The organism is Leucobacter sp. Ag1, from assembly GCF_000980875.1.
In the GTDB taxonomy this organism is placed as follows: Bacteria; Actinomycetota; Actinomycetes; order Actinomycetales; family Microbacteriaceae; genus Leucobacter; species Leucobacter iarius.
The window spans coordinates 1-23,206 of the sequence record NZ_LAYO01000100.1 but is presented as its reverse complement, the minus strand read 5'-3'; the positions used below and the strand labels follow the sequence as shown (position 1 = coordinate 23,206).

Here is a 23,206-nt window from a genome sequence, read left to right as displayed (position 1 = left end):
TTGCGGGCCTCCGGAGGGGATGGAATGGGAGCACTGCTGGCCGGAGCGACGCCGCTCGGCCGCAGGATCCGCTCCGCGGATCCCTCACCACAGACCCCTGCGAAAGGACCGATCATGGCTCTTCCCGGCGCCCGCCCCGTCCGCGCCCCGCGCGGCACCGAGATCTCGGCCAAGAGCTGGCAGACGGAGGCCCCGCTGCGCATGCTCATGAACAACCTCGACCCCGAGGTCGCCGAGCGTCCCGACGACCTCGTCGTCTACGGCGGCACCGGCCGCGCCGCCCGCAGCTGGGAGGCGTACGACGCCATCACCGAGACCCTGCGCGACCTGGAGGAGGACGAGACCCTGCTCGTGCAGTCGGGCAAGCCGGTCGGCGTCTTCCGCACCAACAAGTGGGCGCCCCGCGTGCTCATCGCCAACTCCAACCTCGTCGGCGACTGGGCGACCTGGCCCGAGTTCCGCAAGCTCGAGGCCGAGGGCCTCATGATGTACGGCCAGATGACCGCCGGGTCCTGGATCTACATCGGCACCCAGGGCATCCTCCAGGGCACTTACGAGACCTTCGCCGCCGCGGGACGCAAGCTCCAGGGCCAGAAGCGCATCGAGACCGGCGAGGGCAAGGGCTCGCTCGCGGGCACCATCACCCTCACCGGCGGCTGCGGCGGCATGGGCGGCGCGCAGCCGCTCGCCGTCACCCTGAACGACGGCGCCTGCCTCATCGTCGACGTCGACAAGACCCGCCTCGACCGGCGCGCGGGCAAGCGCTACCTCGACGAGGTCGTCGAGGACATCGACGAGGCGCTCGCCAAGGTGCAGCAGGCGAAGGACGAGAAGCGCGGCTGGTCCGTCGGGCTCGTCGGCAATGCCGCGGAGGTGTTCCCCGAGATCCTGCGCCGCCACCGGGCGGGCGAGGTCACGATCGACCTCGTGACCGACCAGACCTCGGCGCACGACCCGCTCTCCTACCTGCCGATCGGCTACACGGTCGAGGAGCGCCTCGAGCGCGCCGAGGCCGATCCCGAGCAGTTCACGAAGGACGCGCAGGCCGCCATGGCCGCCCACGTGCGTGCCATGGTCGAGTTCGAGGATGCGGGCGCCGAGGTGTTCGACTACGGCAACTCGATCCGCGACGAGGCGCGCAAGGGCGGCTACGACCGCGCGTTCGAGTTCCCCGGCTTCGTCCCGGCGTACATCCGCCCGCTGTTCTGCGAGGGCCTCGGCCCGTTCCGCTGGGCCGCCCTCTCGGGCGATCCCGAGGACATCGCGGTCACCGACGCGGCGCTCAAGGAGCTGTTCCCCGAGAACACCCACCTGCACAACTGGCTCGACGCCGCCGCCGAGCGGGTCGAGTTCGAGGGCCTGCCCGCACGCATCTGCTGGCTCGGCTACGGCGAGCGCCACCAGGCCGGCCTGCTGTTCAACAAGCTCGTCGCCGAGGGCAAGGTCAAGGCCCCGATCGTGATCGGGCGCGACCACCTCGACTCGGGCTCCGTCGCATCGCCCTACCGCGAGACCGAGGCCATGGCCGACGGCTCCGACGCGATCGCCGACTGGCCGCTGCTCAACGCGCTCACCGCGACCTCCTCGGGCGCGACCTGGGTATCGATCCACCACGGCGGCGGCGTCGGCATCGGTCGTTCGATCCACACCGGCCAGGTGTCGGTGGCCGACGGCACGGAGCTCGCCGCCGAGAAGCTCGAGCGCCTGCTGACCAACGACCCGGGCATGGGCGTGATCCGTCACGTGGACGCCGGCTACGAGCGCGCGGCCGAGGTCGCCGACGAGCGCGGTGTGCGGGTGCCGGTCAAGCCGACCATCCGCAACCACGACCGCGCCTGGTAGGCCGCGCCTTCGCCATCCTGCGCGAGACCCTCGTCGTCCTGCGAGAGGAACGAGTCGCAGGATCCCGGCCGAGCGCCGAGATCCTGCGACTCCTCCGTCGCGCAGGATGACGGGGATTCGTCATCCTGCGCGAGCTTGCGAGTCGCAGGATCATCGGCCGCACACCTGAGAGAGTGATCCCATGAGCAACACCCTGCTGATCGACAACATCGGCGAACTGACGACCAACGACGACTCGGATGGCGGTCGCCTGCGCGACGCCGCCGTGGTGATCGAGGGGGATCGGATCGCCTGGGTGGGAGCGTCGGCGACCGCGCCGGCGGCCGACGAGCACTTCGACGCAGCCGGGCGAGCGGTGCTGCCGGGCTGGGTCGATTCGCACACGCACATGGTGTTCGCGGGCGACCGCACGGCCGAGTTCGAAGCGCGCATGGCCGGCGAATCCTACGCCGCGGGAGGCATCAACGTGACCGTCGGGGCGACCCGGGCCGCGACGGATGCCGAGCTGCGCGCGAACCTCGAGCGGCTCGTCGGGGAGGCCCGCCGCTGGGGCACCACGACGATGGAGACGAAGACCGGCTACGGTCTCACCGTCGAGGACGAACTGCGCTCGGCGACGGTCGCGAGCGACGTCGTCGACGCGGTCACGTTCCTCGGCGCGCACGTGGTGCCGTCGGGCGCGGATCCGGGGGAGTACCTCGACCTCGTCGCCGGCCCGATGCTCGACGCCGTCGCCCCGCACGTGAGCGCCGTCGACGTGTTCTGCGAGACCGGAGCGTTCGACGCGGCCGCGTCGGCCCGGGTGCTCGAGGCCGCGGCCGCGCACGGCCTCGCGACGCGCGTGCACGGCAACCAGTTGGGGCACGGCCCCGGCGCGCGGCTCGCGGTGGAGCATGCCTCCCTGAGCGTCGACCACCTCGGCTTCCTGTCGGACGACGACATCGATGCCCTCGCCTCGTCGTGGGACGAATGGGCGGGGGGCACCGGTCGACGAGGCACCGTCGCGACGGTCCTGCCGGCGTGCGACCTGTCGACGCGGATGCCGTTGGCGCCGGCCCGCCGCCTCCTCGACGCGGGCGCGCAGCTCGCGATCGCGTCGAACTGCAACCCGGGAACCTCCTACACGAGCTCGATGGGCTTCTGCGTCGCGACCGCCGTGCTGCAGATGGGCCTCACGATCCAGGAAGCCGTGCGCGCGGCGACCTTCGGCGGTGCGCTCGCCCTCGGCATGCACGAGGACGGCTGGATCGATCCCCGGGGCGCCGCGCAGCCCGCGGTCGGTGCGATCCGGGTTGGTGCCCGCGCCGACCTGCAACTGCTCGAGGCCCCCTCCGTCACCCACTTGGCCTACCGGCCGGGCATGCCGCTCACCGCTGCGGTCTGGCGCGCCGGGATCCGCGAGGTCTGAGGCCGGGCCCGTCGCCCGGGCAGAATGGAGCCATGACGGCTCTGAAGCGCGCGCTGCGCGCCTACCCGATGGTCGCGACCACCCTGCTCGTCGCCGCGGTGGGCCTGGTGCTCCTCGCCACACCGGCCAGAGCGGCGGCGCCGATCCTCGTCGGCGTCTACGCGCTGCTCATCGCGGCCTGGCAGGCGGTCGGCATGATCCGGTCGCTGATCGGCGGCAAAGCGGGGCTCGACATCCTCGCGGTCACGGCCATCGTCGCCGCGGTACTGGTCGGCGAGCCGTGGGCGGCGCTCGTCGTCGTGCTCATGCTCACGGGCGGTGAAGCGCTCGAGGACTACGCCGAGAACCGCTCCAAGCGCGAGCTCACCGCGCTGCTGCAGCGCGCGCCCCGGCAGGCCACCCGCGTGCACCCGGACCCGGACGCGACGGGCGGGGAACGCCTCGACACCGTCGACATCTCCGACATCGCGATCGGCGACGTGCTGCTCGTGCGTCCGGGCGAGCTCGTACCCGTCGACGCGGTGCTGCTCGACCCCTCCGCCCAGTTCGACGAGTCGTCCCTCACCGGCGAGAGCCTCCCGGTCGAGCGGCGATCCGGCGAGAAGATCGCGAGCGGCGTCGTGAACGGTGCCGCGGCGGTTCGGATGCGGGCTTCGGCGCTCGCCGCCGACAGCCAGTACCAGCAGATCGTGGCGCTCGTCTCCGAGGCGCAGCAGAGCCGCTCCCGTACCGTGCGGCTGGCCGACCGGTACGCCGTGCCCTTCACCGTGCTGTCGCTCGCCATCGCGGGCATCGCCTGGGCCGTCAGCGGCGAGGCCGTGCGCTTCGCCGAGGTGCTCGTCGTGGCGACACCGTGCCCGCTGCTGATCGCGGCTCCGGTCGCGTTCCTCGGCGGGATGAGCCGGGCCGCGAAGTCGGGCCTCATCGTGAAGGGCGGCGGCACGCTGGAGCAGCTGGCGCGCGTGCGGTCCGCGGCCTTCGACAAGACGGGTACGCTCACCACCGGACGGCCGCAGCTCCAGCGCGTCGTGGCCGCCCCGGGATTCACCGAGGACGACGTGCTGCAGCTCGCGGCGGCGGCCGAGGTGTACTCGTCGCACGTGCTCGCGGGTGCGGTGGTCGATGCGGCGAAGGCCCGAGGGCTCGCCGTGCTCGCCGTCGAGGAGGCCTCGGAGAGCGCGACCAACGGGGTGGCCGCCGAGCTCGCCGCGGTGGGAGCCGCCGCGGGCGGGGCCGGTGCCGCTCGGCCCGGGGCCGTCGTCCGGGTCGGAAAGCCGGCATGGGTCGCCGAAACCGCGGCCGACCTGGCGCGGGTCGACCTGGCGCCCGGCGAGCTCGCCATCTACACGGCGCTGGACGACCGATTCGCGGGGGCGATCGTGATGCGCGATCGGCTGCGCGACGAGGCGCCCGAGACGCTCGCCGAACTGCGCTCGCTCGGGGTCGAGCGGATGCTCATCGTGACGGGCGACGTCGCCGCGACGGCTCGACCGATCGGGGAGCGCCTCGGCATCGACGAGGTGCACGCCGAATGCCATCCCGCCGACAAGGTCGAGATCGTGGCGCACGTGCAGCCGCGACCCCTGCTGATGGTCGGCGACGGCTTGAACGACGCACCGGTGCTGGCAGCCGCGGACGTCGGCTTCGCGATGGGCGCGCGCGGCGCGACCGCGGCGAGCGAGTCCGCCGACGTGGTCAACCGCTTCGATCGGATCTCGGGCGTCGCCGACGCGGTGCGGATCGGCCGGGACACGGTGCGGATCGCGATGCAGAGCATCTGGCTGGGCATCGTCATGAGCGTCGCTCTGATGCTGGTCGCGGCATTCGGCTTCCTGCCCGCGCTGCTCGGCGCCTGGCTGCAGGAGGTCGTGGACCTCGCGGCGATCCTCGGCGCGCTGCGCGCGATCGCGCCCCGTGGGAGCCGCTCGCGCTGAAGCGGTTCTTCCGCTCGACGGGTGTTCTTCAACGAGGTGCCCCTCGTCGGGGTTGCGGCTGCACCCGTGCCTGTGCCGCGCTCGCGCTCGGGCGCTACACCCGCGCGCTGCGCCCGTGGATGCGGGTCGAGAGGGTCTCGGCCGTGCGGCGCACCTCCGCCGCGAGGCCGGGGTACGCGTCGTCGGGCACGCGCGATTCCGAGAAGGTGACCGCGATGGCGGCCACCGGCCAGCCGCGGTGGTCGAGCACGGGCACGCCGACCGAGGCGAGGCCCGCGGTGACCGAGCCGCGCTCGAGCGCGTAGCCGCGGGTGCTCGTGTCGTCGAGCACGGTGCGGAGACGCGAGTAGCGGTCGATGCCCTCGAGGTCCTCGTGGCGGTGCACGAACGACTCCCGATCCGGGAAGAGCGCGCGCACCTGCGCCTTCGGCAGGGCGGCGAGGATCGCCCGCCCGCTCGCGGTGAGCTGCAGGGGCAGGCGCACATCGACGTCGGTGATGAGGGGCGGGGATCCCGGCGCGCGCTCTTCGATCACGTAGAGCACGTCGCGGCCGTGCGGCACCGCGAGGTGGCCGCTCATGCCGAGCCGGTCGACGAGGCCGGCGAGCAGGGGGCGCCCGATCCGCGTGAGGGGTTCCTGCCGCGCGTAGGCCGAGCTCAGCTCGACGGCGGCGAGGCCGAGTCCGTAGCGGCGCTCCTCGGGCAGGTGCATGACGAAGCCGTGCTCCTGCAGCGTGGCCAGCAGGTGGTAGACGGTGGATCGCGGCAGGCCGAGCTGCGTCGCGATCATGCTCGCGGCCATGGGGCCGCGCGAGCTCGCGAGCAGGCTCAGGATCCGCAGGGTCTGGTCCGCGGCGGGAACCTTCGGCGAGTCGTCAGACATCGTTCGTCCTCTCAATCACTGTTCCCCCAGTGCGGACCCCCGGCGCGCGGCACCGTTCCGGCGGCCCCGCGTCTGACGGGGCCACCGAGCATCGAGCGGGTCTCCCCGCACCGGTGCCTCTGCGGACAGTCTGCCCGCAGAGGCGCGGGCTCAGGCGAGCGGCGCGCCGAGTGCGCTCTCGACCGCGTCGAGCACGGCACCGCTCTCGACGAAGCGGTGCGCCGCAGTGATGGTCGGCGACAGGAACGAATCGGTGTCGGGCGCCGAGATCTCGGTGCGGAACAGGGCGTGCACCGCGGCCGTGGCGGGCGCCGGGGCGCCGTGCTCGGGCTGGGCGGCGCGGAAATCGAGTGCGCGGGTCGAGGTGAGCAGCTCGATGGCGAGCACGCGGCCGAGGCCGTCGATCGAGCGACGCAGCTTGCGTCCGGCGGCCCAGCCCATCGACACGTGATCCTCCTGCATGGCCGAGGACGGGATCGAGTCGACCGAGGCCGGGGCGGCGAGCCGCTTCAGCTCCGACACGATGCCGGCCGCGGTGTACTGGGCGATCATGAGGCCCGAGTCGAGGCCGGCGTCGGCCGCGAGGAACGGGGGCAGCCCGTGGTTGCGCGACACGTCGAGGAACCGGTCGGTACGGCGCTCGCTGATCGACGCGAGGTCGGCGACGGCGATCGCGAGGAAGTCGAGCACGTACGCGACGGGTGCGCCGTGGAAGTTGCCGTTCGACTCGACACGGCCGTCGGGCAGCACGACCGGGTTGTCGACCGCCGAGCGCAGCTCGATCGATGCGACCTGCGCCGCGTACGCGGCGGTGTCGCGGGCGGCGCCGTGCACCTGCGGGGCGCAGCGCAGCGAGTACGCGTCCTGCACACGGGTGAACACGCCCTCCTGCGGGCGCTGGATCAGGTGCGACTCCGCGAGCACCGCGGCCATGTTGGCGGCGGCGGCGGCCTGACCCGGGTGCGGGCGCAGCGCGTGCAGGTCGGCGGCGAACACGGCGTCGGTGCCGGTGAGGGCCTCGACCGATGCTGCCGCGGCGACGTCGGCGATGCGGAGCAGATCGGCGAGGTCGGTGAGCGCGAGGCTGAGCATGCCCAGCATGCCGTCGGTGCCGTTGATGAGGGCGAGGCCCTCCTTCTCGACGAGCGAGATCGGCTCGATCCCGGCCGCGGCGAGGGCCTCGGCCGCGGGGATCGGGGCGTCGTGGGGATCCTGCGAGACGCGCACGTCGCCCTCGCCGAGCAGCGTGAGCGCGCAGTGGGCGAGGGGGCTGAGGTCGCCCGAGCAGCCGAGCGAGCCGTACTCGTGCACGACGGGGGTGATGCCCGCGTTGAGGATCGCGGCGTAGGTCTCGGCGACGACGGGGCGCACACCGGTGCGGCCCGAGGCGAGGGTGTTGAGGCGGAGCAGCATGAGCGCGCGGACGACCTCGCGCTCGACCTCGGCGCCGGTTCCGGCCGCGTGCGAGCGGATGAGGCTGCGCTGCAGCTGCTGGCGCTTCTCGACGGGGATCTGGACCTTGGCGAGCGCGCCGAAGCCGGTCGAGACGCCGTAGTGGGGGCGGGTGTCGTTCGCGAGGTCCTCGATGACCTGGCGGCTGGCGGCGATGCGTTCGAGGGCGCCGGCGCCGATCTCGACGCGGGCGTCCTTGCGGGCGACGGAGACGACGTCGGCGATGGTCAGGGAGGCCTCGCCGAGGATCACGGGTGCAGTGGTGTTCATGGTTTCGATCCCACCGCACGCGCGGCCCCGGCGGCAGGGCGTGCGCCCGCGAACCGTCCGGTATCCCGGACGGGCTCCGCGATCGCACCCTCCGAACCCGCCGTCGAATCTTGCTACGGTCGCCCCATGAGCACTGACGCCATCACCGCAGCCCGCGCCCTCGCCGCGCGTCCCGCCGTCGATCCGAAGGGATTCGAGACGGCCGCAGCCGCCGGCCTCTCCGTCGACCCGGCCTGGCCGCGAACGGGAGGCTGGCCCGCCGACTCCGGTCAGGAGGTCGACCTCGCCCTCGTCGGGATCCCGGTGTCGCAGACCTCGCTCTCGCCGACCAACGCGCACGAGACGCCGGCGGCGATCCGGGCGGCGCTGCGCCGCTACTCCGGCCACGCGGTGACCGAGGGCGCGCCGGGCGCGCGGGGAGACGAGGCGGAGCTGATCCTCGAGGAGGCTCTGCGCATCGTCGACGCGGGGGATCTGCACGACCCCGATTCCGAGGCGGGGGAGCGCGCAGCGACCGAGGCGGTCGCCGAGCTCGCGCGCCGGGCGCAGCTCGTCGTCGCGCTCGGCGGCGACAACTCGCTCACGGTGCCGGCCGCGCTCGGCGTGTACGGTGACGAACTCGGCACCGCCGGGCTCATCACCCTCGACGCGCACCACGACCTGCGCGATGGCCGCAGCAACGGATCGCCCGTGCGCCGCCTCGTCGAAGCGGGGCTCGATCCGCGCCGGATCGTGCAGATCGGCATCGCCGACTTCGCGAACTCGCGCGCCTACCGGCAGCGGGCGAAGGACCTCGGCATCACCGTGATCCACCGCGACGAGCTCCACGACCGGCCGCTGCGCGATATCGTCGCAGAGTCGCTCGAGATCGCGGGCGCCGCAGGCGGCCCGATCCACGTCGACCTGGACGTCGACGTCTGCGACCGCTCGGTAGTGCCCGCCTGCCCCGCGTCGATCCCCGGGGGCATCCAGGCGCACGAGCTCCGACGCTTCGCCCGGCTCTTCGCAGAGGACCCGCGCGTGCGCGGCATCGACCTCGCCGAGATCGACGCCACGGCGGACTCCGCCGACGGTCGCACGGTGCGCCTCGCGGCGCTCTGCGTGCTCGACGCCGCGGTGGGCCTGGCCCACCGCCTCCAGCGGTAACTCCTCCGCTCAGACCGACGCACGCCGATCGCAGACCCGAAGGACCCGAAGATGGACACCACGCTCGATACGGGTGCGCCCGCACCCACCGCGCTGAAGCGCGGCCTCACCGCCCGGCACATCCGCTTCATGGCGCTCGGCTCCGCCATCGGTACGGGCCTGTTCATGGGCTCCGCCGGCGCGATCCAGGCCGCCGGCCCCGCGGTGCTGCTCGCCTACATGATCGGCGGCGCCGCCGTGTTCATGGTGATGCGCGCGCTCGGCGAGATGGCCGTGCGACATCCGGTCTCCGGCTCGTTCGCCCAGTACGCCTCCCGCTACGTGGGGCCGTTCGCCGGATTCCTCACCGGGTGGACCTACACCTTCGAGATGTTCGTCGTGGCGCTCGCCGACGTCACCGCGTTCGGCGTCTACATGGGGTTCTGGTTCCCCGACGTCGAGCGGTGGATCTGGGTGCTCGCGGTCGTCTTCTTCATCGCGGCGCTCAACCTCATCAGCGTCAAGGTGTTCGGAGAGCTCGAATTCTGGTTCTCGCTCATCAAGATCGTCGCGATCATCCTCATGATCGCGGGTGGCATCGCGATCATCGTCTTCGGCATCTCGACGCAGTCCGAGAACGCCGCGGGCCTGCACAATCTCGTCGACCACGGCGGCTTCATGCCGAACGGCGTCTGGGGGCTGCTCGCCTCCTTCACCGTCGTGATGTTCGCGTTCGGCGGCACCGAGGTGATCGGCATCACCGCGGGCGAGGCCAAGGATCCGAAGCGCGTGATCCCGAAGGCCATCAACTCGGTCCCGGTCCGGATCCTGCTCTTCTACGTACTGACGCTCGGCATCATCATGTGCCTGCAGCCGTGGAACACGATCGACGGCAAGGCGAGCCCGTTCGTCTCGATCTTCGAGACCCTCGGCCTCACCGGTGCCGCGCACGTGCTCAATGCCGTCGTCATCACCGCTGCCCTCTCGGCGATCAACGCCGACATCTTCGGCGCCGGGCGCATGCTGCACGGTCTCGCCGAGCAGGGGCAGGCGCCGCGGGCGTTCATGCGCGTCACCCGCACCGGAGTGCCGTGGCTGACCGTGGTCACCATGGTCGGCGCGCTGCTCGTCGGCGTCGTGCTGAACGCGCTGTTCCCCGACCAGATCTTCTTCCTCATCGCCGCCCTCGCGACCTTCGCGACGGTGCTGGTCTGGCTCATGATCCTCGTCGCCCACGTACGCATGAAGCGGGAGATCGATCGCGACGGTCGCCTGCCGAGCGAGTTCCCCGTGCCCCTGTGGCCGGCGGCCTCGATCGCGACGATCGTCTTCATCGGATTCGTCATCGTGATGATCGGCGTGATGGAGGACACCCGGCCCGCGCTCGTGGTCGGGATCATCTGGATCGCGTTGCTGCTCGTCGGGTACTTCGCGCTGGTGCGCGGCAAGGGGCGGCAGCGGCACGAGCTCGTCGATGAGACGGCTCCGATCGGCGTGATCGTCGACGACTGAGTCGCCCGCGCATCCGAGCGCGGATCCGGCAGGTGATGTGCGATTCACTCCCATCCGTGTCAATTGTGCGTTGGCCGGGCGTTTGGGTGCGGATCCGGCAGGTGATGTGCGATTCACCTCGATCCGTTACAATTGCACGTCGGCCTTGTGACGTCCGGCACGTTTCGCGTGCCTCCGATGTCCCGGCATCCCGCTCCGCCGACGCCGTCTCTCCGTCTCGTTAGGACACCACTGCTTATGGCTCTTGCCACCCGCGAAGACCTCCGGAACGTCGCAATCGTCGCGCACGTCGACCACGGCAAGACCACGCTCGTCGACGCCATGCTGCGCCAGACCAACTCCTTCGACGCGCACGCCGAGGTCGACGATCGGGTCATGGACTCGAACGATCTCGAGCGCGAGAAGGGCATCACGATCCTCGCGAAGAACACCGCCATCTCCTACGAGGGCGAGCACGCGAAGAACGGCCCCATCGTCATCAACGTGGTCGACACCCCGGGTCACGCGGACTTCGGCGGCGAGGTCGAGCGCGCGCTGTCCATGGTCGACGGCGTCGTGCTGCTCGTCGACGCGTCCGAGGGCCCGCTGCCCCAGACCCGCTTCGTGCTGCGCAAGGCGCTCGAGGCGCACCTCCCCGTGATCCTCGCGGTGAACAAGACCGACCGTCCCGACGCCCGCATCGAGGAGGTCGAGGGCGAGGCCCAGGACCTGCTGCTCGGCCTGGCCTCCGACCTCTCCGAGGATCACCCGGACATCGACGTCGACGCCGTGCTCGACGTGCCGACCGTCTACCTCTCGGGCCGCGCGGGCGCCGCGTCGCACGAGCGTCCCGGCGACGGCGAGCTGCCGAACAACCCGGATCTCGAGCCCCTGTTCGAGACCATCATCGAGCGCGTCCCCGCGCCGAGCTTCGATGACGAGCACCCGCTGCAGGCGCACGTCACCAACCTCGACTCGTCGCCGTTCCTCGGCCGTATCGCGCTGCTCCGCGTGCACAACGGCTGGATCCACAAGGGCGAGACCGTCGCGTGGGTGAAGCAGGACGGCACCGTCCAGAACGTGCGCATCACCGAGCTCATGCTCACCAAGGCGCTCACCCGCTACCCGGCCGAGAAGGCGGGCCCCGGCGATATCGTCGCGATCGCCGGCATCGAGGACATCACCATCGGCGAGACCATCGCCGACGCCGAGGACGTGCGTCCGCTGCCGACCATCACGGTCGATGAGCCCGCCATCTCGATGACCATCGGTGCGAACACCTCGCCGCTCGTCGGCAAGGTCAAGGGCCACAAGCTGACCGCCCGCATGATCAAGGACCGCCTCGATCGCGAGCTCATCGGCAACGTCTCGCTCCGCGTGCTCAACACCGAGCGCCCCGACGCCTGGGAGGTGCAGGGCCGCGGCGAGCTCGCGCTCGCCATCCTCGTCGAGAACATGCGTCGTGAGGGCTTCGAGCTGACCGTCGGCAAGCCGCAGGTGGTCACGAAGCAGGTCGACGGCAAGACCCACGAGCCCTACGAGCACCTCACGATCGACACCCCCGAGGAGCACCTCGGCGCGATCACGCAGCTGCTCGCGGCGCGCAAGGGCCGCATGGAGAACATGGTGAACAACGGCACCGGCTGGGTGCGCATGGAGTTCATCGTCCCGTCGCGCGGCCTGATCGGCTTCCGCTCGGAGTTCATGACCACGACCCGCGGCACCGGTATCGCGAACGCGATCTCGCACGGCTACGACGAGTGGGCCGGCCCCATCGTCACCCGCAACAACGGGTCGATCGTCGCCGACCGCGCGGGCGTCGTCACCCCGTTCTCGCTCATCAACCTGCAGGAGCGCATGACCTTCTTCGTGCAGCCCACCGCAGAGGTGTACGAGGGTATGGTCATCGGTGAGAACTCGCGTTCCGAGGACATGGACGTGAACATCACCAAGGAGAAGAAGCTGACGAACATGCGTTCGTCGACGGCCGACTCCTTCGAGTCGATGACCCCGCCGCGCGTTCTGACGCTCGAGGAGTGCCTGGAGTTCGCCCGCGAGGACGAGTGCGTCGAGGTGACCCCCGAGGTCGTCCGCATCCGCAAGGTGGAGCTCGAGGCGAGCCTGCGCGCACGCGCGGCGTCGCGTCTCAAGCAGCAGCTCGCGAAGTAACCCGCCGAGGCCCGCAGCGCGGGCCTGGAACGGAACGGGGCCCCGACGACCGAATGGTCGTCGGGGCCCCGTTCTTCGTTCTCCGGGCAGCGCGCCGCTCAGACGGCCCGGGCCCGAGCCCGGGCCGGGCGCTTGCGGATCGCGCTCGCTCCGACGAGCAGGATCCCGAGCGCGGCCCAGCAGCCCAGCACCAGCACTGGCATGCCGGTTCCGTGCCCGTCGAAGAACGCGGTGGACCGGAGCAGCGTGCCGGATGCGCCGATGGGGAGCAGCTGGCCGATGAACCCCCAGGGGTCGGGGAGCCACTGCCAGCCGCTCGCCATGCCCGCCAGCGGGTTGGCGATGAACATCATGGTGATGCCGCCGATACCGAGTCCGGCGTACCCGAAGAGGGATTCCATGCCGAGCACGAAGAGCGAGATCGCGGAGACGCCGAGGCCGAGCGCGAGCGAGGTGAGTACGTAGTCGCCATCGATCGATCCGAAGCCGAACTGGAGGATCGCGGTCACCGCGAAGCCGACGGCGATCGATGCGAGCACCGAACCGATGAGGCGGTGCACGGGTCGGTGGCGGAGCAGGGTCGAGAGCAGCACGGCCGAGATCATGCCGCCGAAGGCGAGCGGGAGGCCGAGTGCCGCGAGGCCCGACCCGTTGGGGTCCTCGGCGGTCAGCGGGGCGATGTCGTCGATCGAGACCTTCAGGCCCTGCGCTTCGAGGGCGGTGCCGATCCCGCGCATGAGTGGGCCGTAGGGGGCGCCGGCGCCACCGGCGACCGTGATGGTGGCGGTGCCCGCGCCGGTGATGCTGATGCCGCCGACCGCGTCGCGGTCGTGCACGGCGTCGGCGACGGAGTCGAGGGTTTCGCGCTCGGTGAAATCGAAGGCGCCGGGCTGCTTCTGGTCGAGCGCGGCGCGCAGGGGCTCGGTCGCGGCGGCGGGGCCGCTGATCGCGATGGGGAGGTCGTGCGGTCCGGAGTTGATGGCGGGGGCGAGGAACGCGAGCACCATCGCGGAGACCGCGAGCGTGAGCCCGACGATGACGCCGAAGACCTTGAGCCACGGCTTGGACGCCGGGGACGCGGTAGTGCCGCGATCTGCGGCACCGGAGGTTCCGGTCGCGCCGGGTGCGGATCCCGCCGCGGTCGATGGGGCGGTGGTGGATTCGGGCATCGGGATCTCCAGTCGAACAAAAGTGGAGCATTTTGCTCCGCTTCGATAAAGTGGAGCATAACGCTCCGTTTCGACCCTGGCAAGTTGGCGTTCCGCGCCCGGTTCCGGGAGCATGGGAGCACCGTGCGATCGGGACCCGACGGTCGGATGGACAGCGCGGACGATGATCAAGCGGGCGGAGCCCGGATCCGAGGAGGAGCCAGATGCGAGCCGATGCCGAGGCGAATCGCCGCGACCTGCTCGATACCGCCTGGCGGCTCTTCGCCGAGCACGGCGCCGGGATCTCGCTGCGCACCGTGGCGACCGAGGCCGGTGTCGGAATCGGGACGCTGTACCGGAACTTCCCGGCTCGCGAGGACCTGGTGCGCGGGGTGATCGGAGAGGTCGAGCGGCGAGTCGGCGCGCTCTCGGACGCCTGTCTCGGCGCCTGGGACGATGACCCCGCTGCCGCTTGGACCGCCTTCGTGCGCGACATCGCCGCCCTCGAGTTCGGGGCTCTGGCGTTCCAGCTGGCCCCGTACGCGGAGCGCGCCGGCCTCGTCCTCGACGCGATGGCGATGCGCGATCGGATCCTCGCCGGGCTCGTGGACGTGCTGGATCGAGCCGTTCGAGCCGGGCTGCTGCGTGAAGGGGTCGAGCCGCCCCGGTTCTTCGCCGGACTCGCCATGATCTCCCGGCCGCTTCCGGTGCACGCCGACGAGCTGCTGCCCGGTCAGCGGGAGTGGATCGTCGAGGTGTACCTGCGCGGGCTCGCGCCGTAGGATCGCCCCATGGCACTCATGCACGAGACGACCCTGGTCCCCTCGAAGTACGAACTGCTGGCGGCATGGCTGCCCACGCAGCCCTGGTTCCACGGCGACGCGACGAAGCTCGAGCGGGTGGGCGCGTACCGGCTCGACGATCCGGCTGGCGAGGTCGGGCTCGAGGGGCACCTCTTCACCGCGGGCGACGACACCGTCTACCACGTGCCGCTCAGCTATCGCGGGGCACCGCTCGAAGAGGCGGTCGAGGGCGGAGACGCCTTCCTCGTCGGCGTGATGCAGCACGGCGTGCTCGGCAAGCGGTGGGCGAGCGACGCCATGGGGGACCCGGTGTTCCGGGCGGTGATCGCCGAAGTGATGGTCCACGGCGGGCACGAGGCCGCGGAGTTCGCGCAGGATGCCGCGGGCAACGTCGTCGAGCGCGCGGTGCACACCCGCATCCAGGGCAGCGGCTCGTCGCGGGACGCGGTCCCGGACCTCGCCGACGCGAGCGTCGTCGACCTGGGGGAGTCGAGCCGCGCCGAGAACGGCACCGCGATGCTCGTGCTGCACCGGGTCGCCGCTCCCGGTCGCGAACCGGGCGACGCCTACGCGCTGCGGGTGAGCTGGCCGGGGCAGAGCGATCCGGTGGTGCTCGCGACCCTGCTGCCCTAGCCCGGAGGATCGCGGGGCCCCGCCGCGCGACTAGGCTGGTCGCGTGAACCGACATTTCCTGCGCGATGACGACCTGAGCCCGGCCGAGCAGCGGGAGGTCCTCGACCTCGCCGCACGACTGAAGCAGGACCGATTCGCGGAGCGGCCGCTCGAAGGTCCGCGCACGGCTGCGGTGATCTTCGACAAGACCTCGACGCGCACCCGCTTCAGCTTCGCGACGGGCATCGCCGATCTCGGCGGTTCCGCCCTGATCGTGAACCCGGGGGAGGCGCAGCTCGGCGTGAAGGAGACGATCTCCGACACCGCCAAGGTGATCTCGCGCATGGTCGACCTGATCGTGTGGCGCACCTTCGAGCACGCGGGGCTCGTGGAGATGGCCGAGCACTCGCGGGTGCCCGTCATCAACGCGCTCTCCGACGACTTCCACCCCTGCCAGATCCTCGCGGATCTGCAGACGATCCGCGAGCAGAAGGGCGAGCTCGCCGGCCTCACGGCGACCTACGTCGGCGATGCCGCCAACAACATGGGGCACTCCTACCTGCTCGGCTTCGCGACGGCGGGCATGCACATCCGCGTCGCCGGCCCCGCGGGGTACCATCCCCGCGCCGACATCATCGCCGAGGCCGAGGCGATCGCTGCGCGCACGGGCGGCAGCGTGACCGTGCTCACCGACCCGGCCGCCGCGGTCGCCGGGGCCGACGCCGTGATCACCGACACTTGGGTGTCGATGGGCCAGGAGAGCGAGAAAGCCGAGCGCATCGAGACCTTCGGCGCGTACCGGGTGACCCCCGAGCTGATGGCGCAGGCGAAGTCCGACGCCATCTTCCTGCACTGCCTCCCCGCATACCGCGAGTACGAGGTCGCCCCCGAGGTGATCGACGGCGCGCAGAGCGTGGTGTGGGACGAGGCCGAGAACCGTTTGCACGCGCAGAAGGCGCTGATGACCTGGCTGTTGAAGGAAGACGCATGACCGAGAACACGAACCGCGCCGCCGAAGCCGGAGCCCTCTGGGGCGGACGCTTCGCCAGCGGCCCCGCCCCCGCGCTCACCGCGCTGTCGAAGTCGACCCACTTCGATTGGGCGCTCGCGCAGTACGACATCCGCGGATCCCGCGCGCACGCCACGGCGCTCGCCGCCGCGGGCTACCTCGACGACGACGAGCTGAAGCGCATGCGCGACGCGCTCGACGAGCTGTCGAGTCGGGTCGCCGAGGGAGCGTTCCTCCCCGGCGACGAAGACGAGGACGTGCACTCCGCGCTCGAGCGCGGCCTGATCGACATCGCGGGCGTGCAGCTCGGGGGCAAGCTCCGAGCGGGCCGCAGCCGCAACGACCAGATCGCGACGCTCGTGCGCCTCTACCTGCTCGACCACGCCGACGCGATCCGCAGCCTGCTGCTCGACCTCGTGGGCGCGATCCTCGACCAGGCGCTCGCGCACGCCGACGCGATCCTGCCGGGCCGCACCCACCTGCAGCACGCGCAGCCGGTGCTCCTCGCCCACCAGCTGGCCGCGCACGCGTGGCCGATCGTGCGCGACCTGGAGCGCCTGCGCGACTGGGGCCACCGCGCCAGCGCCTCGCCCTACGGCGGCGGCGCGCTCGCCGGATCCTCCCTTGGACTCGACCCGCGCCTCGTCGCGGCGGAGCTCGGCCTCGGCGATCCGCTCGAGAACTCGATCGACGGTACCGCGGCGCGCGACGTGGTCGCGGAGTTCGCGTTCATCTGCGCGCAGATCGGCATCGACCTCTCGCGCTTCTCGGAGGAGATCATCCTCTGGAACACCAAGGAGTTCGGCTTCGTCCGCCTGCACGACGGCTACTCGACGGGATCGTCGATCATGCCGCAGAAGAAGAACCCGGACATCGCCGAGCTCGCGCGCGGCAAGTCGGGCCGCCTGATCGGCAACCTGACCGGCCTGCTCGCGACGCTCAAGGGCCTGCCGCTCGCGTACAACCGCGACCTGCAGGAGGACAAGGAGCCGGTGTTCGACTCGGTCGCGCAGCTCGAGCTGCTGCTGCCGGCGTTCACGGGCATGGTCGCGACCATGAGCTTCGACACCGAGCGCATGGCCGAGCTCGCCCCGCAGGGCTTCTCGCTCGCCACCGACGTGGCCGAGTGGCTCGTCAAGCAGGGCGTGATCTTCCGCGACGCGCACGAGATCTCGGGCGAGCTCGTCCGCTTCTGCGAGGAGCGCGGGCTCGAACTGCACGAGCCGAGCGACGAGCAGCTGAGCCAGGTCTCCCCGCACCTCACCCCGGGCGTGCGCGACGTGCTCACGATCGAGGGATCCGTCAACTCGCGCACCGGTGCCGGCGGTACCGCTCGGGTGCGGGTCGACGAGCAGCTGGCGCGTCTCGCCGAGCGGATCGGCGAGTTCCGCAGCGTCTGACGTCCGCGAACGCAGCGAGGGGGTGCCGGTCGACCGGCACCCCCTCGCTGCGTTTCCGAAAGCCGTGCGGATCAGCTCCGCACGGAGGCCCGCAGCAGCGGTCGCGTCGCGAGCAGTGCGGCGGCGACGACGAGGATCCCGACCGCGACGGTCGACAGCGTCACGGCGAGCGAGAGCGGTGCGACGATCACCGCGATCCCTACCAGCGGGAACAGCAGCACGGCCGCGAGGATCGCGGATCCCACCGACGCGAGCAGCAGCGGCAGCATGGTCGCCTTGCGGCGGGCGGCGTCCTGCACCGCGATCGGGGTGCCCATGATGTCGAGCGAACGGGCGACGTCGCGTCGGTCGAGGATCTGGGCGGCCTGATTCACCCCGACCGAGCAGGCGACCATGAGGAACGTCCCGATGACCGTGATGGCGATGCCGGTGCGGATGTCTCCGATGAGGAAGCGCTCGGGGCCCACGAGATCTCCGGCCTCCGCGTCGGCCATGCTCATGAGCGCGATCCCGGATCCGGCGAACACCGCCATGAAGCTCGACATGGCGACGCCGGACACCTGGCGCCAGGCCGCGCGGGGCGATTCGAGCACGAGCCGCGCCGCGATCAGGTCGGCCGGGCGCTGCGCGCGGCGGGCCTTGCCTTTGCCGAAGAGCGACAGCACCCAGGCGCCGATGAGGTCGAGCGCGAGCAGGGCGATGCCGAAGCAGATGCCGAGCCCTGCGATGAGGGCCATGACTCCGCCGGCCTGGCCGAGGCCGCCGATGTTGCTGACGACGAACGACGCGATCAGGATCGCCGCGACGGCGACGAGCGCCTGCACCCACGGCACCTTGGGCGCCGACTGCTTGAGCGCGACACCGAGGGGCGAGATGATGACACGGCGCAGGCTCGAGATCGCGCTGACGGTCGCGACGAGCACGACGCCGAGCACGAGCAGGCCGGAGGCCCAGAGCGGGAGCGCGACGCCCGCCGCACCGAGCGGCTCGCCGCGGAACGGGATCAGCCCGATCAGCGGAGACAGGGCGTAGGCGAGCCCGGTGCCGAGCAGCGATCCGATCAGAGCGATGCCGGCGGCCTCGACGACCGCGAGACCCGCGGTGCTGCGGCCGGTCGCGCCGAGCAGCCGCAGGATCGCGAGGCGCTCGTCGCGACGGCGGGCCGAGAGCCGCGCCGCGGCGGCGCCGAGCGACAGCAGCGGCACGATCAGCAGCACGAGCGCGATGACGGTGAACGCCCAGTACATGGGCGCGAGTTCGTCGGAGTAGCCCCAGAAGGTCTGCGCGCCGCCGAGCACGATGGCGAGCAGCGCGGTCACGCTGAGGAACGCGACCGCCGGCAGGACGAGGGCGCTCGCGCCCTGGCGGCTCGGCCGGGACAGCAGGGGGAGTACCCGGAGGATCACTGGGACACCCCCGCGGCGGCCGGTTGGGTGGGCTGATCCGCGACGATGCGACCGTCGCGCACGGTCACGACCCGCTGGCAGCGGGCGGCGACCGAGGGATCGTGGGTCACGACCACGAGCGTCTGACCGCGTCCGACGGTCGACCCGAGCAGCGCGTTCATGACCTCGTCGGAGGTGACGGAGTCGAGGGCGCCGGTCGGCTCGTCGGCGAAGACGATGCGCGCGCCGGTGACCTGCGCTCGGGCGATGGCGACGCGCTGCGCCTGGCCGCCCGAGAGCTCGCCGATGCGGCGATCCTCGAGGCCCGCGAGGCCGAGCGCCGCGAGCCACTGGGCCGCGGGCCCGATCGCCTGACGACGCGGGGTGCCGTTCAGCATCAGTGCGAGGGCGACGTTCTCGACCGCGGTGAGCTCAGGCACGAGCAGGCCCTGCTGGAACACGAAGCCGAAGTGCTCGCGGCGCAGGCGGCTACGGTCTGCGTCGGAGAGGCCGCTGATCTCGGAGCCCGCGTAGTGGACGGTGCCGGTGTCGGGGGTGCGGATCCCGGCGAGCGCATGCAGCAGGGTCGTCTTGCCCGACCCCGATGCGCCCATGATCGCGGTCGCGGTGCCCTCGGCGAAGGCGATGGAGACGCCGTCGAGCGCCCGGGTCGGTCCGTACTGCTGCGTGAGGCCGACGGCCTGCAGGATCGTGTTCGTCATGGGATCCAGCCTCCTCCGCCGTGAGCGCGCGCGGATCGGCCCGCGGTGCCGACCGCGTGGCACCGGGGTCCGACCTTTGTGAGTTGAAATTGCAACCGGATGACAGACCGGTATGATTGAACTGGGGAGGGGGAATGACAAGGAAGGTGCGACATGCAGTGGGGTTGGAACCCGGATAGCGTCACGGCGGTAGCGACGCTCCTCGCGGCGGCGGCGGCTCTGGGAGCTGTTGTTGTATTTCGATGGCGCAAGAAAGACAAGGCGGAGGCCGCGCGAAACCGAGAAGAGGACCGCGACGAGCAAGCGCGTTTGCGGGAAGAGGATCGTGCTGAGAACGAGCGCTTGCGAAGCGAGGACAAAGCTGAGTTTGCGCGCATACGTCAGCAGGACCTCGACGTTGCTACGGGCATGAAGCAGGAAACAATCGCGTGTGGTATTCGCGCCCGTTGGGTAATCCTTCGGGACGGTGCCCTCGAATCCGATGGGAAGCTCTGGGGAATCGAGCTGTGCAACAGCAACGATTTCTCAGCTTCGCATCTCGTGGTCGAGTGCACGCAAGACGGTGCTTCCTACGTGATGAAATTGGATGAGGTGCCGCCGGGGATCCACTTCCGTCCTTTCACCCTTCGAAAGGCGGAGCAGGGGCAGAACCCTTGGGAACTCCCTCGGCTGATCCGAGACTCTGACATCTGGGACGTGGTGACATCGCCAAAATATCGGGTCAATACGGTGACCTTTGTGTACGGCAGGGATCGGTTTGTACGACGAGCGGGTGTCGCGCTCGTGGTTGAGCGCCTTGGCGCCGAAGCGAGCGTTGAATAGGCCAAGGCGCAGAATGCGGGCGGAAGCAGTGCAGCAGATGGGCCGCCACTCGGCGGCGCCGAATGGGCTGGAGCTGTGATGATCCTTGCGGAACCAGCACAGTTTTGGCCTGCCTAATGCACCTGTGCGGCTGGGAAGGGGCCTCGCCATATCGCCTGATCCGATCATTGGCGCTGGGGAGGCGAGCGCCTGGCTCTTGCGGGGGCGCATTCGGTTGGGCCTTCGGGATGATCGTGAGCGCTCGTCGGACCCAGGCCCCTCAGTGGCCCGCGCTCGCGTGGGTGCGCAGTTCCGAAACCAGCTTCGCGCCGCGAGCTGACGCGACCGCTGAACCCGGTACGATGGCGAGCGTGACTGCAGTAGACGAGCGCGCCGAGATCCTGGCGGCCCAGCGCAACGACGACAGCTTCGAGACCCTCTGGGACGAGCTGGAGTGGCGCGGGCTGATCCACGTCTCGACCGATGCCGGGGCCCTGTCCGAACTCTTCGAGGGCGCCCCGTTCACGTATTACTGCGGCTTCGATCCGACGGCGCCCAGCCTGCACCTCGGCAACCTGGTGCAACTGCTGCTGCTGCGCCGCATCCAGCTCAAGGGGCACAAGCCCCTCGGGCTGGTCGGCGGATCGACCGGTCTGATCGGAGATCCCCGCCCCACCGCCGAGCGCACGCTGAACAGCCGCGACACGGTGGCGGAGTGGGTCACCCGGCTCCAGGGGCAGGTATCGCGGTTCCTCTCGAGCGAGGGCGAGAACGCGGTGCGCCTCGTCAACAACCTCGACTGGACGGCCCCGCTGTCGGCGATCGACTTCCTGCGCGAGATCGGCAAGCACTTCCGCGTCGGCACCATGCTGAAGAAGGACGCCGTCTCGGCCCGTCTGAACTCGGACGAGGGCATCAGCTACACCGAGTTCAGCTACCAGATCCTGCAGGGCTTCGACTTCCTCGAGCTCTTCCGCCAGTACGACTGCAAGCTGCAGTCCGGCGGCAGCGATCAGTGGGGCAACCTGACGAGCGGCACCGATCTGATCCGCAAGGTCGAGGGGCAGTCGGCGCACGCGATCGGCACCCCGCTGATCACGAACTCGGACGGCACCAAGTTCGGCAAGAGCGAGGGCAACGCGATCTGGCTCGATGCCGAGATGTGCTCGCCCTACACCTTCTACCAGTTCTGGCTCAACCAGGCCGACGCCGACGTGATCGACCGGCTCAAGGTCTTCACGTTCCTGTCGCGCGCCGAGATCGAGGACTACGCGCGCCAGGTCGAGGAGGAGCCGTTCCGCCGCGCCGCGCAGAAGCGACTCGCCCTCGAGGTGACGACGCTCGTGCACGGTTCGACCGCGACGCAGGGCGCGATCGACGCATCCGAGGCGCTGTTCGGCCGGGGCGATCTGGCGACGCTCGATCTGCAGACGCTGACCGGCGCGCTCGGGGAGCTCAAGACGGCGGAGGCCATTGCGGGCACTGCGATCGTCCAGCTCATGGTCGACGCCGGGCTCGTGGCCAGCCTGGGCGAGGCCCGTCGCGCGATCGCGCAGGGCGGGGTCTACGTCAACAACGTGCAGCTCGTCGCGGACGACGCGGTGCTCACCGAATCCGATCTGCTGCACGGGCGTTTCGCCGTGCTGCGCCGCGGCAAGAAGACGCTCGCCGGCGTCCGGGTCGCACAGGACTGACTCTCCGGAGCGCGAGCATGCGGATCGCACTGATGCAGGCGGAGGCGGCTCCGCTCGATCCCGAGAGGAACCTCTCGGCGATCGATGCGGCGGCGGCCGCCGCGCTCGATGCCGGTGCCGAACTGCTGCTCGCGCCGGAGCTCTTCGTCACCGGATACGTGCCGCGCTCGCTCGCATCCTGGTTGACCCCCGAACGCGTCGCCGAGTTCCCCGCAGAGCTGTCCCGGATCGCCGCCGCGCGCGGGATCGCCGTAGCCGCGGGGTTCCCCGCGGCGCGGATGGACGGCGGTTTCTCGATCGCCGCCGGCCTCTGGGACCGCGGGGGAGCGGAGGTGCTCCGGTACGAGAAGGTGCACCTGTGGGGAGCCGAGGAGCGCCTCGCCTTCACCGCGTCCGACGCGGAGCCGCGCATCGCCGAGTGGAACGGCCGTCGGGTCGCGTTCCAGATCTGCTACGACATCGAGTTCCCGGAACCCGCGCGGGCGCTGGCCACGCGCGGGGCGGACCTGCTGCTGGTCCCGACCGCCATCGACGGCGAGTCCGATTACGTCGCCGAGGTGCTGGTGCGGGCCCGCGCCGCCGAGAACCGCCTCGTGGTGGCGTACGCCGACCACGCGCGCTCGGCGGATGCCCCGCTCGACGAGCCGACCGCCGGCTTCGCCGGGCTCAGTACGGTGGCCGGCCCGGAGGGGGCCGTGCTGGGGATGGCCGGGCGCGGCAGCGAACTGCTGATCGTCGAGATCCCAGATCGTGCCGAGGCACGGCCGGGAGCCGCCGATTACCTGGCGGATCGGCGCCCTGAGATCTACCGCCGCTGGTCCTGAGATACGGCTTCTCCCGCCCCGGGAAACCGGAATCCGCGGGAAATCAACGGGACACGCCCGAGATCGTGCGCGAGCGTGACCACGCCCCGCATACCGCTCCAGCCGAGGATGAAGGCGCCGCGCCAGCCGAAGCTCTGCGTCTGCGCGTGCTCCAGGTCCGCTGCCGTGCGCCGGGCCATGCGCTCGACCCGCTGCAGCTTCGCCGCGTAGCGCTCGCTCTTCTCCTCGGGCACC

The 23,206-nt window shown here is 71.0% G+C and carries 18 protein-coding genes and 1 pseudogene; 13 read left to right on the top strand and 6 right to left on the bottom strand.

Features of this window, described 5'->3' with window-relative positions:
* Positions 1–114: 114 nt before the first annotated feature.
* The 3 genes from hutU (at position 115) to XM48_RS10135 (ending at position 5,184) form a co-directional block, all read left to right on the top strand.
* A complete protein-coding gene (hutU, locus tag XM48_RS10145; RefSeq protein WP_046455702.1) occupies positions 115–1,842 on the top strand; it encodes a urocanate hydratase in 1,728 nt (575 codons plus the stop codon).
* A 181-nt stretch (positions 1,843–2,023) separates the two neighbouring features.
* On the top strand, positions 2,024–3,250 hold the full coding sequence (gene hutI, locus XM48_RS10140; protein ID WP_046455701.1) for an imidazolonepropionase: 1,227 nt from the start codon (positions 2,024–2,026) through the stop codon (positions 3,248–3,250).
* Between the two features lie 32 nt (positions 3,251–3,282).
* On the top strand, positions 3,283–5,184 hold the full coding sequence (locus XM48_RS10135; RefSeq protein ID WP_046455700.1) for a heavy metal translocating P-type ATPase: 1,902 nt from the start codon (positions 3,283–3,285) through the stop codon (positions 5,182–5,184).
* Between the two features lie 94 nt (positions 5,185–5,278).
* Here XM48_RS10135 and XM48_RS10130 read toward each other — a convergent pair whose 3' ends face one another.
* Together XM48_RS10130 and hutH are read right to left on the bottom strand one after the other, a co-directional pair.
* Complete coding sequence (locus tag XM48_RS10130; protein WP_046455699.1) at positions 5,279–6,067, bottom strand: IclR family transcriptional regulator; 789 nt, start codon at positions 6,065–6,067, stop codon at positions 5,279–5,281.
* 150 nt (positions 6,068–6,217) lie between these two features.
* Positions 6,218–7,789: a histidine ammonia-lyase gene (hutH, locus tag XM48_RS10125; RefSeq protein WP_046455698.1), complete on the bottom strand. Its 1,572-nt coding sequence runs from the start codon at positions 7,787–7,789 to the stop codon at positions 6,218–6,220.
* Positions 7,790–7,915: 126 nt separating this feature from the next.
* On the opposite strand from hutH, the gene XM48_RS10120 reads away from it, so the two are divergent.
* From XM48_RS10120 to typA, 3 genes are all read left to right on the top strand, one after another.
* The gene (locus XM48_RS10120; RefSeq protein ID WP_084821111.1) at positions 7,916–8,935 is read left to right on the top strand and encodes an arginase family protein; all 1,020 of its coding nucleotides are present in this window, start codon (positions 7,916–7,918) and stop codon (positions 8,933–8,935) included.
* A 51-nt stretch (positions 8,936–8,986) separates the two neighbouring features.
* The gene (locus XM48_RS10115) at positions 8,987–10,426 is read left to right on the top strand and encodes an amino acid permease (RefSeq protein WP_046455697.1); all 1,440 of its coding nucleotides are present in this window, start codon (positions 8,987–8,989) and stop codon (positions 10,424–10,426) included.
* A 237-nt stretch (positions 10,427–10,663) separates the two neighbouring features.
* Positions 10,664–12,574 carry a translational GTPase TypA gene (gene typA / locus XM48_RS10110; RefSeq protein ID WP_046455696.1) on the top strand — a complete coding sequence of 637 codons (1,911 nt, stop codon included), beginning with the start codon at positions 10,664–10,666 and terminating at the stop codon, positions 12,572–12,574.
* A gap of 98 nt (positions 12,575–12,672) precedes the next feature.
* Here the strand turns inward: typA and XM48_RS10105 are convergent, their stop codons facing one another.
* Positions 12,673–13,743 (bottom strand): hypothetical protein, encoded by a 1,071-nt coding sequence (locus tag XM48_RS10105; protein WP_046455695.1) that lies wholly within the window; start codon positions 13,741–13,743, stop codon positions 12,673–12,675.
* 203 nt (positions 13,744–13,946) lie between these two features.
* Here XM48_RS10105 and XM48_RS10100 point away from each other — a divergent pair, with 203 nt between their 5' ends.
* The 4 genes from XM48_RS10100 to argH are packed head-to-tail and all read left to right on the top strand — an operon-like array spanning position 13,947 to position 17,546.
* Positions 13,947–14,504 carry a TetR/AcrR family transcriptional regulator gene (locus tag XM48_RS10100; RefSeq protein ID WP_046455694.1) on the top strand — a complete coding sequence of 186 codons (558 nt, stop codon included), beginning with the start codon at positions 13,947–13,949 and terminating at the stop codon, positions 14,502–14,504.
* A gap of 9 nt (positions 14,505–14,513) precedes the next feature.
* Positions 14,514–15,158 (top strand): hypothetical protein, encoded by a 645-nt coding sequence (locus XM48_RS10095; RefSeq protein WP_046455693.1) that lies wholly within the window; start codon positions 14,514–14,516, stop codon positions 15,156–15,158.
* Between the two features lie 43 nt (positions 15,159–15,201).
* Positions 15,202–16,128: an ornithine carbamoyltransferase gene (argF, locus tag XM48_RS10090; RefSeq protein ID WP_046455692.1), complete on the top strand. Its 927-nt coding sequence runs from the start codon at positions 15,202–15,204 to the stop codon at positions 16,126–16,128.
* Positions 16,125–17,546, top strand: a complete 1,422-nt coding sequence (gene argH, locus XM48_RS10085; protein ID WP_046455691.1) for an argininosuccinate lyase — start codon at positions 16,125–16,127, stop codon at positions 17,544–17,546. Before argF ends, argH begins: the two co-directional genes overlap by 4 nt.
* Positions 17,547–17,617: 71 nt before the next feature.
* Here the strand turns inward: argH and XM48_RS10080 are convergent, their stop codons facing one another.
* A complete protein-coding gene (locus XM48_RS10080; protein WP_052961433.1) occupies positions 17,618–18,952 on the bottom strand; it encodes an FtsX-like permease family protein in 1,335 nt (444 codons plus the stop codon).
* The gene (locus tag XM48_RS10075) at positions 18,949–19,653 is read right to left on the bottom strand and encodes an ABC transporter ATP-binding protein (RefSeq protein ID WP_046455690.1); all 705 of its coding nucleotides are present in this window, start codon (positions 19,651–19,653) and stop codon (positions 18,949–18,951) included. The genes XM48_RS10080 and XM48_RS10075 overlap by 4 nt, the downstream gene beginning before the upstream one ends.
* Before the next feature lie 153 nt (positions 19,654–19,806).
* Between XM48_RS10075 and XM48_RS17920 the strand changes: the two genes are divergently transcribed.
* The 3 genes from XM48_RS17920 (at position 19,807) to XM48_RS10065 (ending at position 22,972) form a co-directional block, all read left to right on the top strand.
* On the top strand, positions 19,807–20,475 hold the full coding sequence (locus XM48_RS17920) for a hypothetical protein (RefSeq protein WP_156175018.1): 669 nt from the start codon (positions 19,807–19,809) through the stop codon (positions 20,473–20,475).
* Between the two features lie 350 nt (positions 20,476–20,825).
* Positions 20,826–22,148, top strand: a complete 1,323-nt coding sequence (gene tyrS / locus XM48_RS10070; RefSeq protein WP_304413616.1) for a tyrosine--tRNA ligase — start codon at positions 20,826–20,828, stop codon at positions 22,146–22,148.
* Between the two features lie 17 nt (positions 22,149–22,165).
* Positions 22,166–22,972, top strand: a complete 807-nt coding sequence (locus XM48_RS10065; RefSeq protein WP_046455688.1) for a nitrilase-related carbon-nitrogen hydrolase — start codon at positions 22,166–22,168, stop codon at positions 22,970–22,972.
* On the opposite strand, the pseudogene XM48_RS18290 reads toward XM48_RS10065, so the two are convergent.
* Positions 22,954–23,206 (bottom strand): annotated as a pseudogene (locus XM48_RS18290) (hypothetical protein); the annotation flags it as partial. The gene XM48_RS10065 and the pseudogene XM48_RS18290 overlap by 19 nt on opposite strands.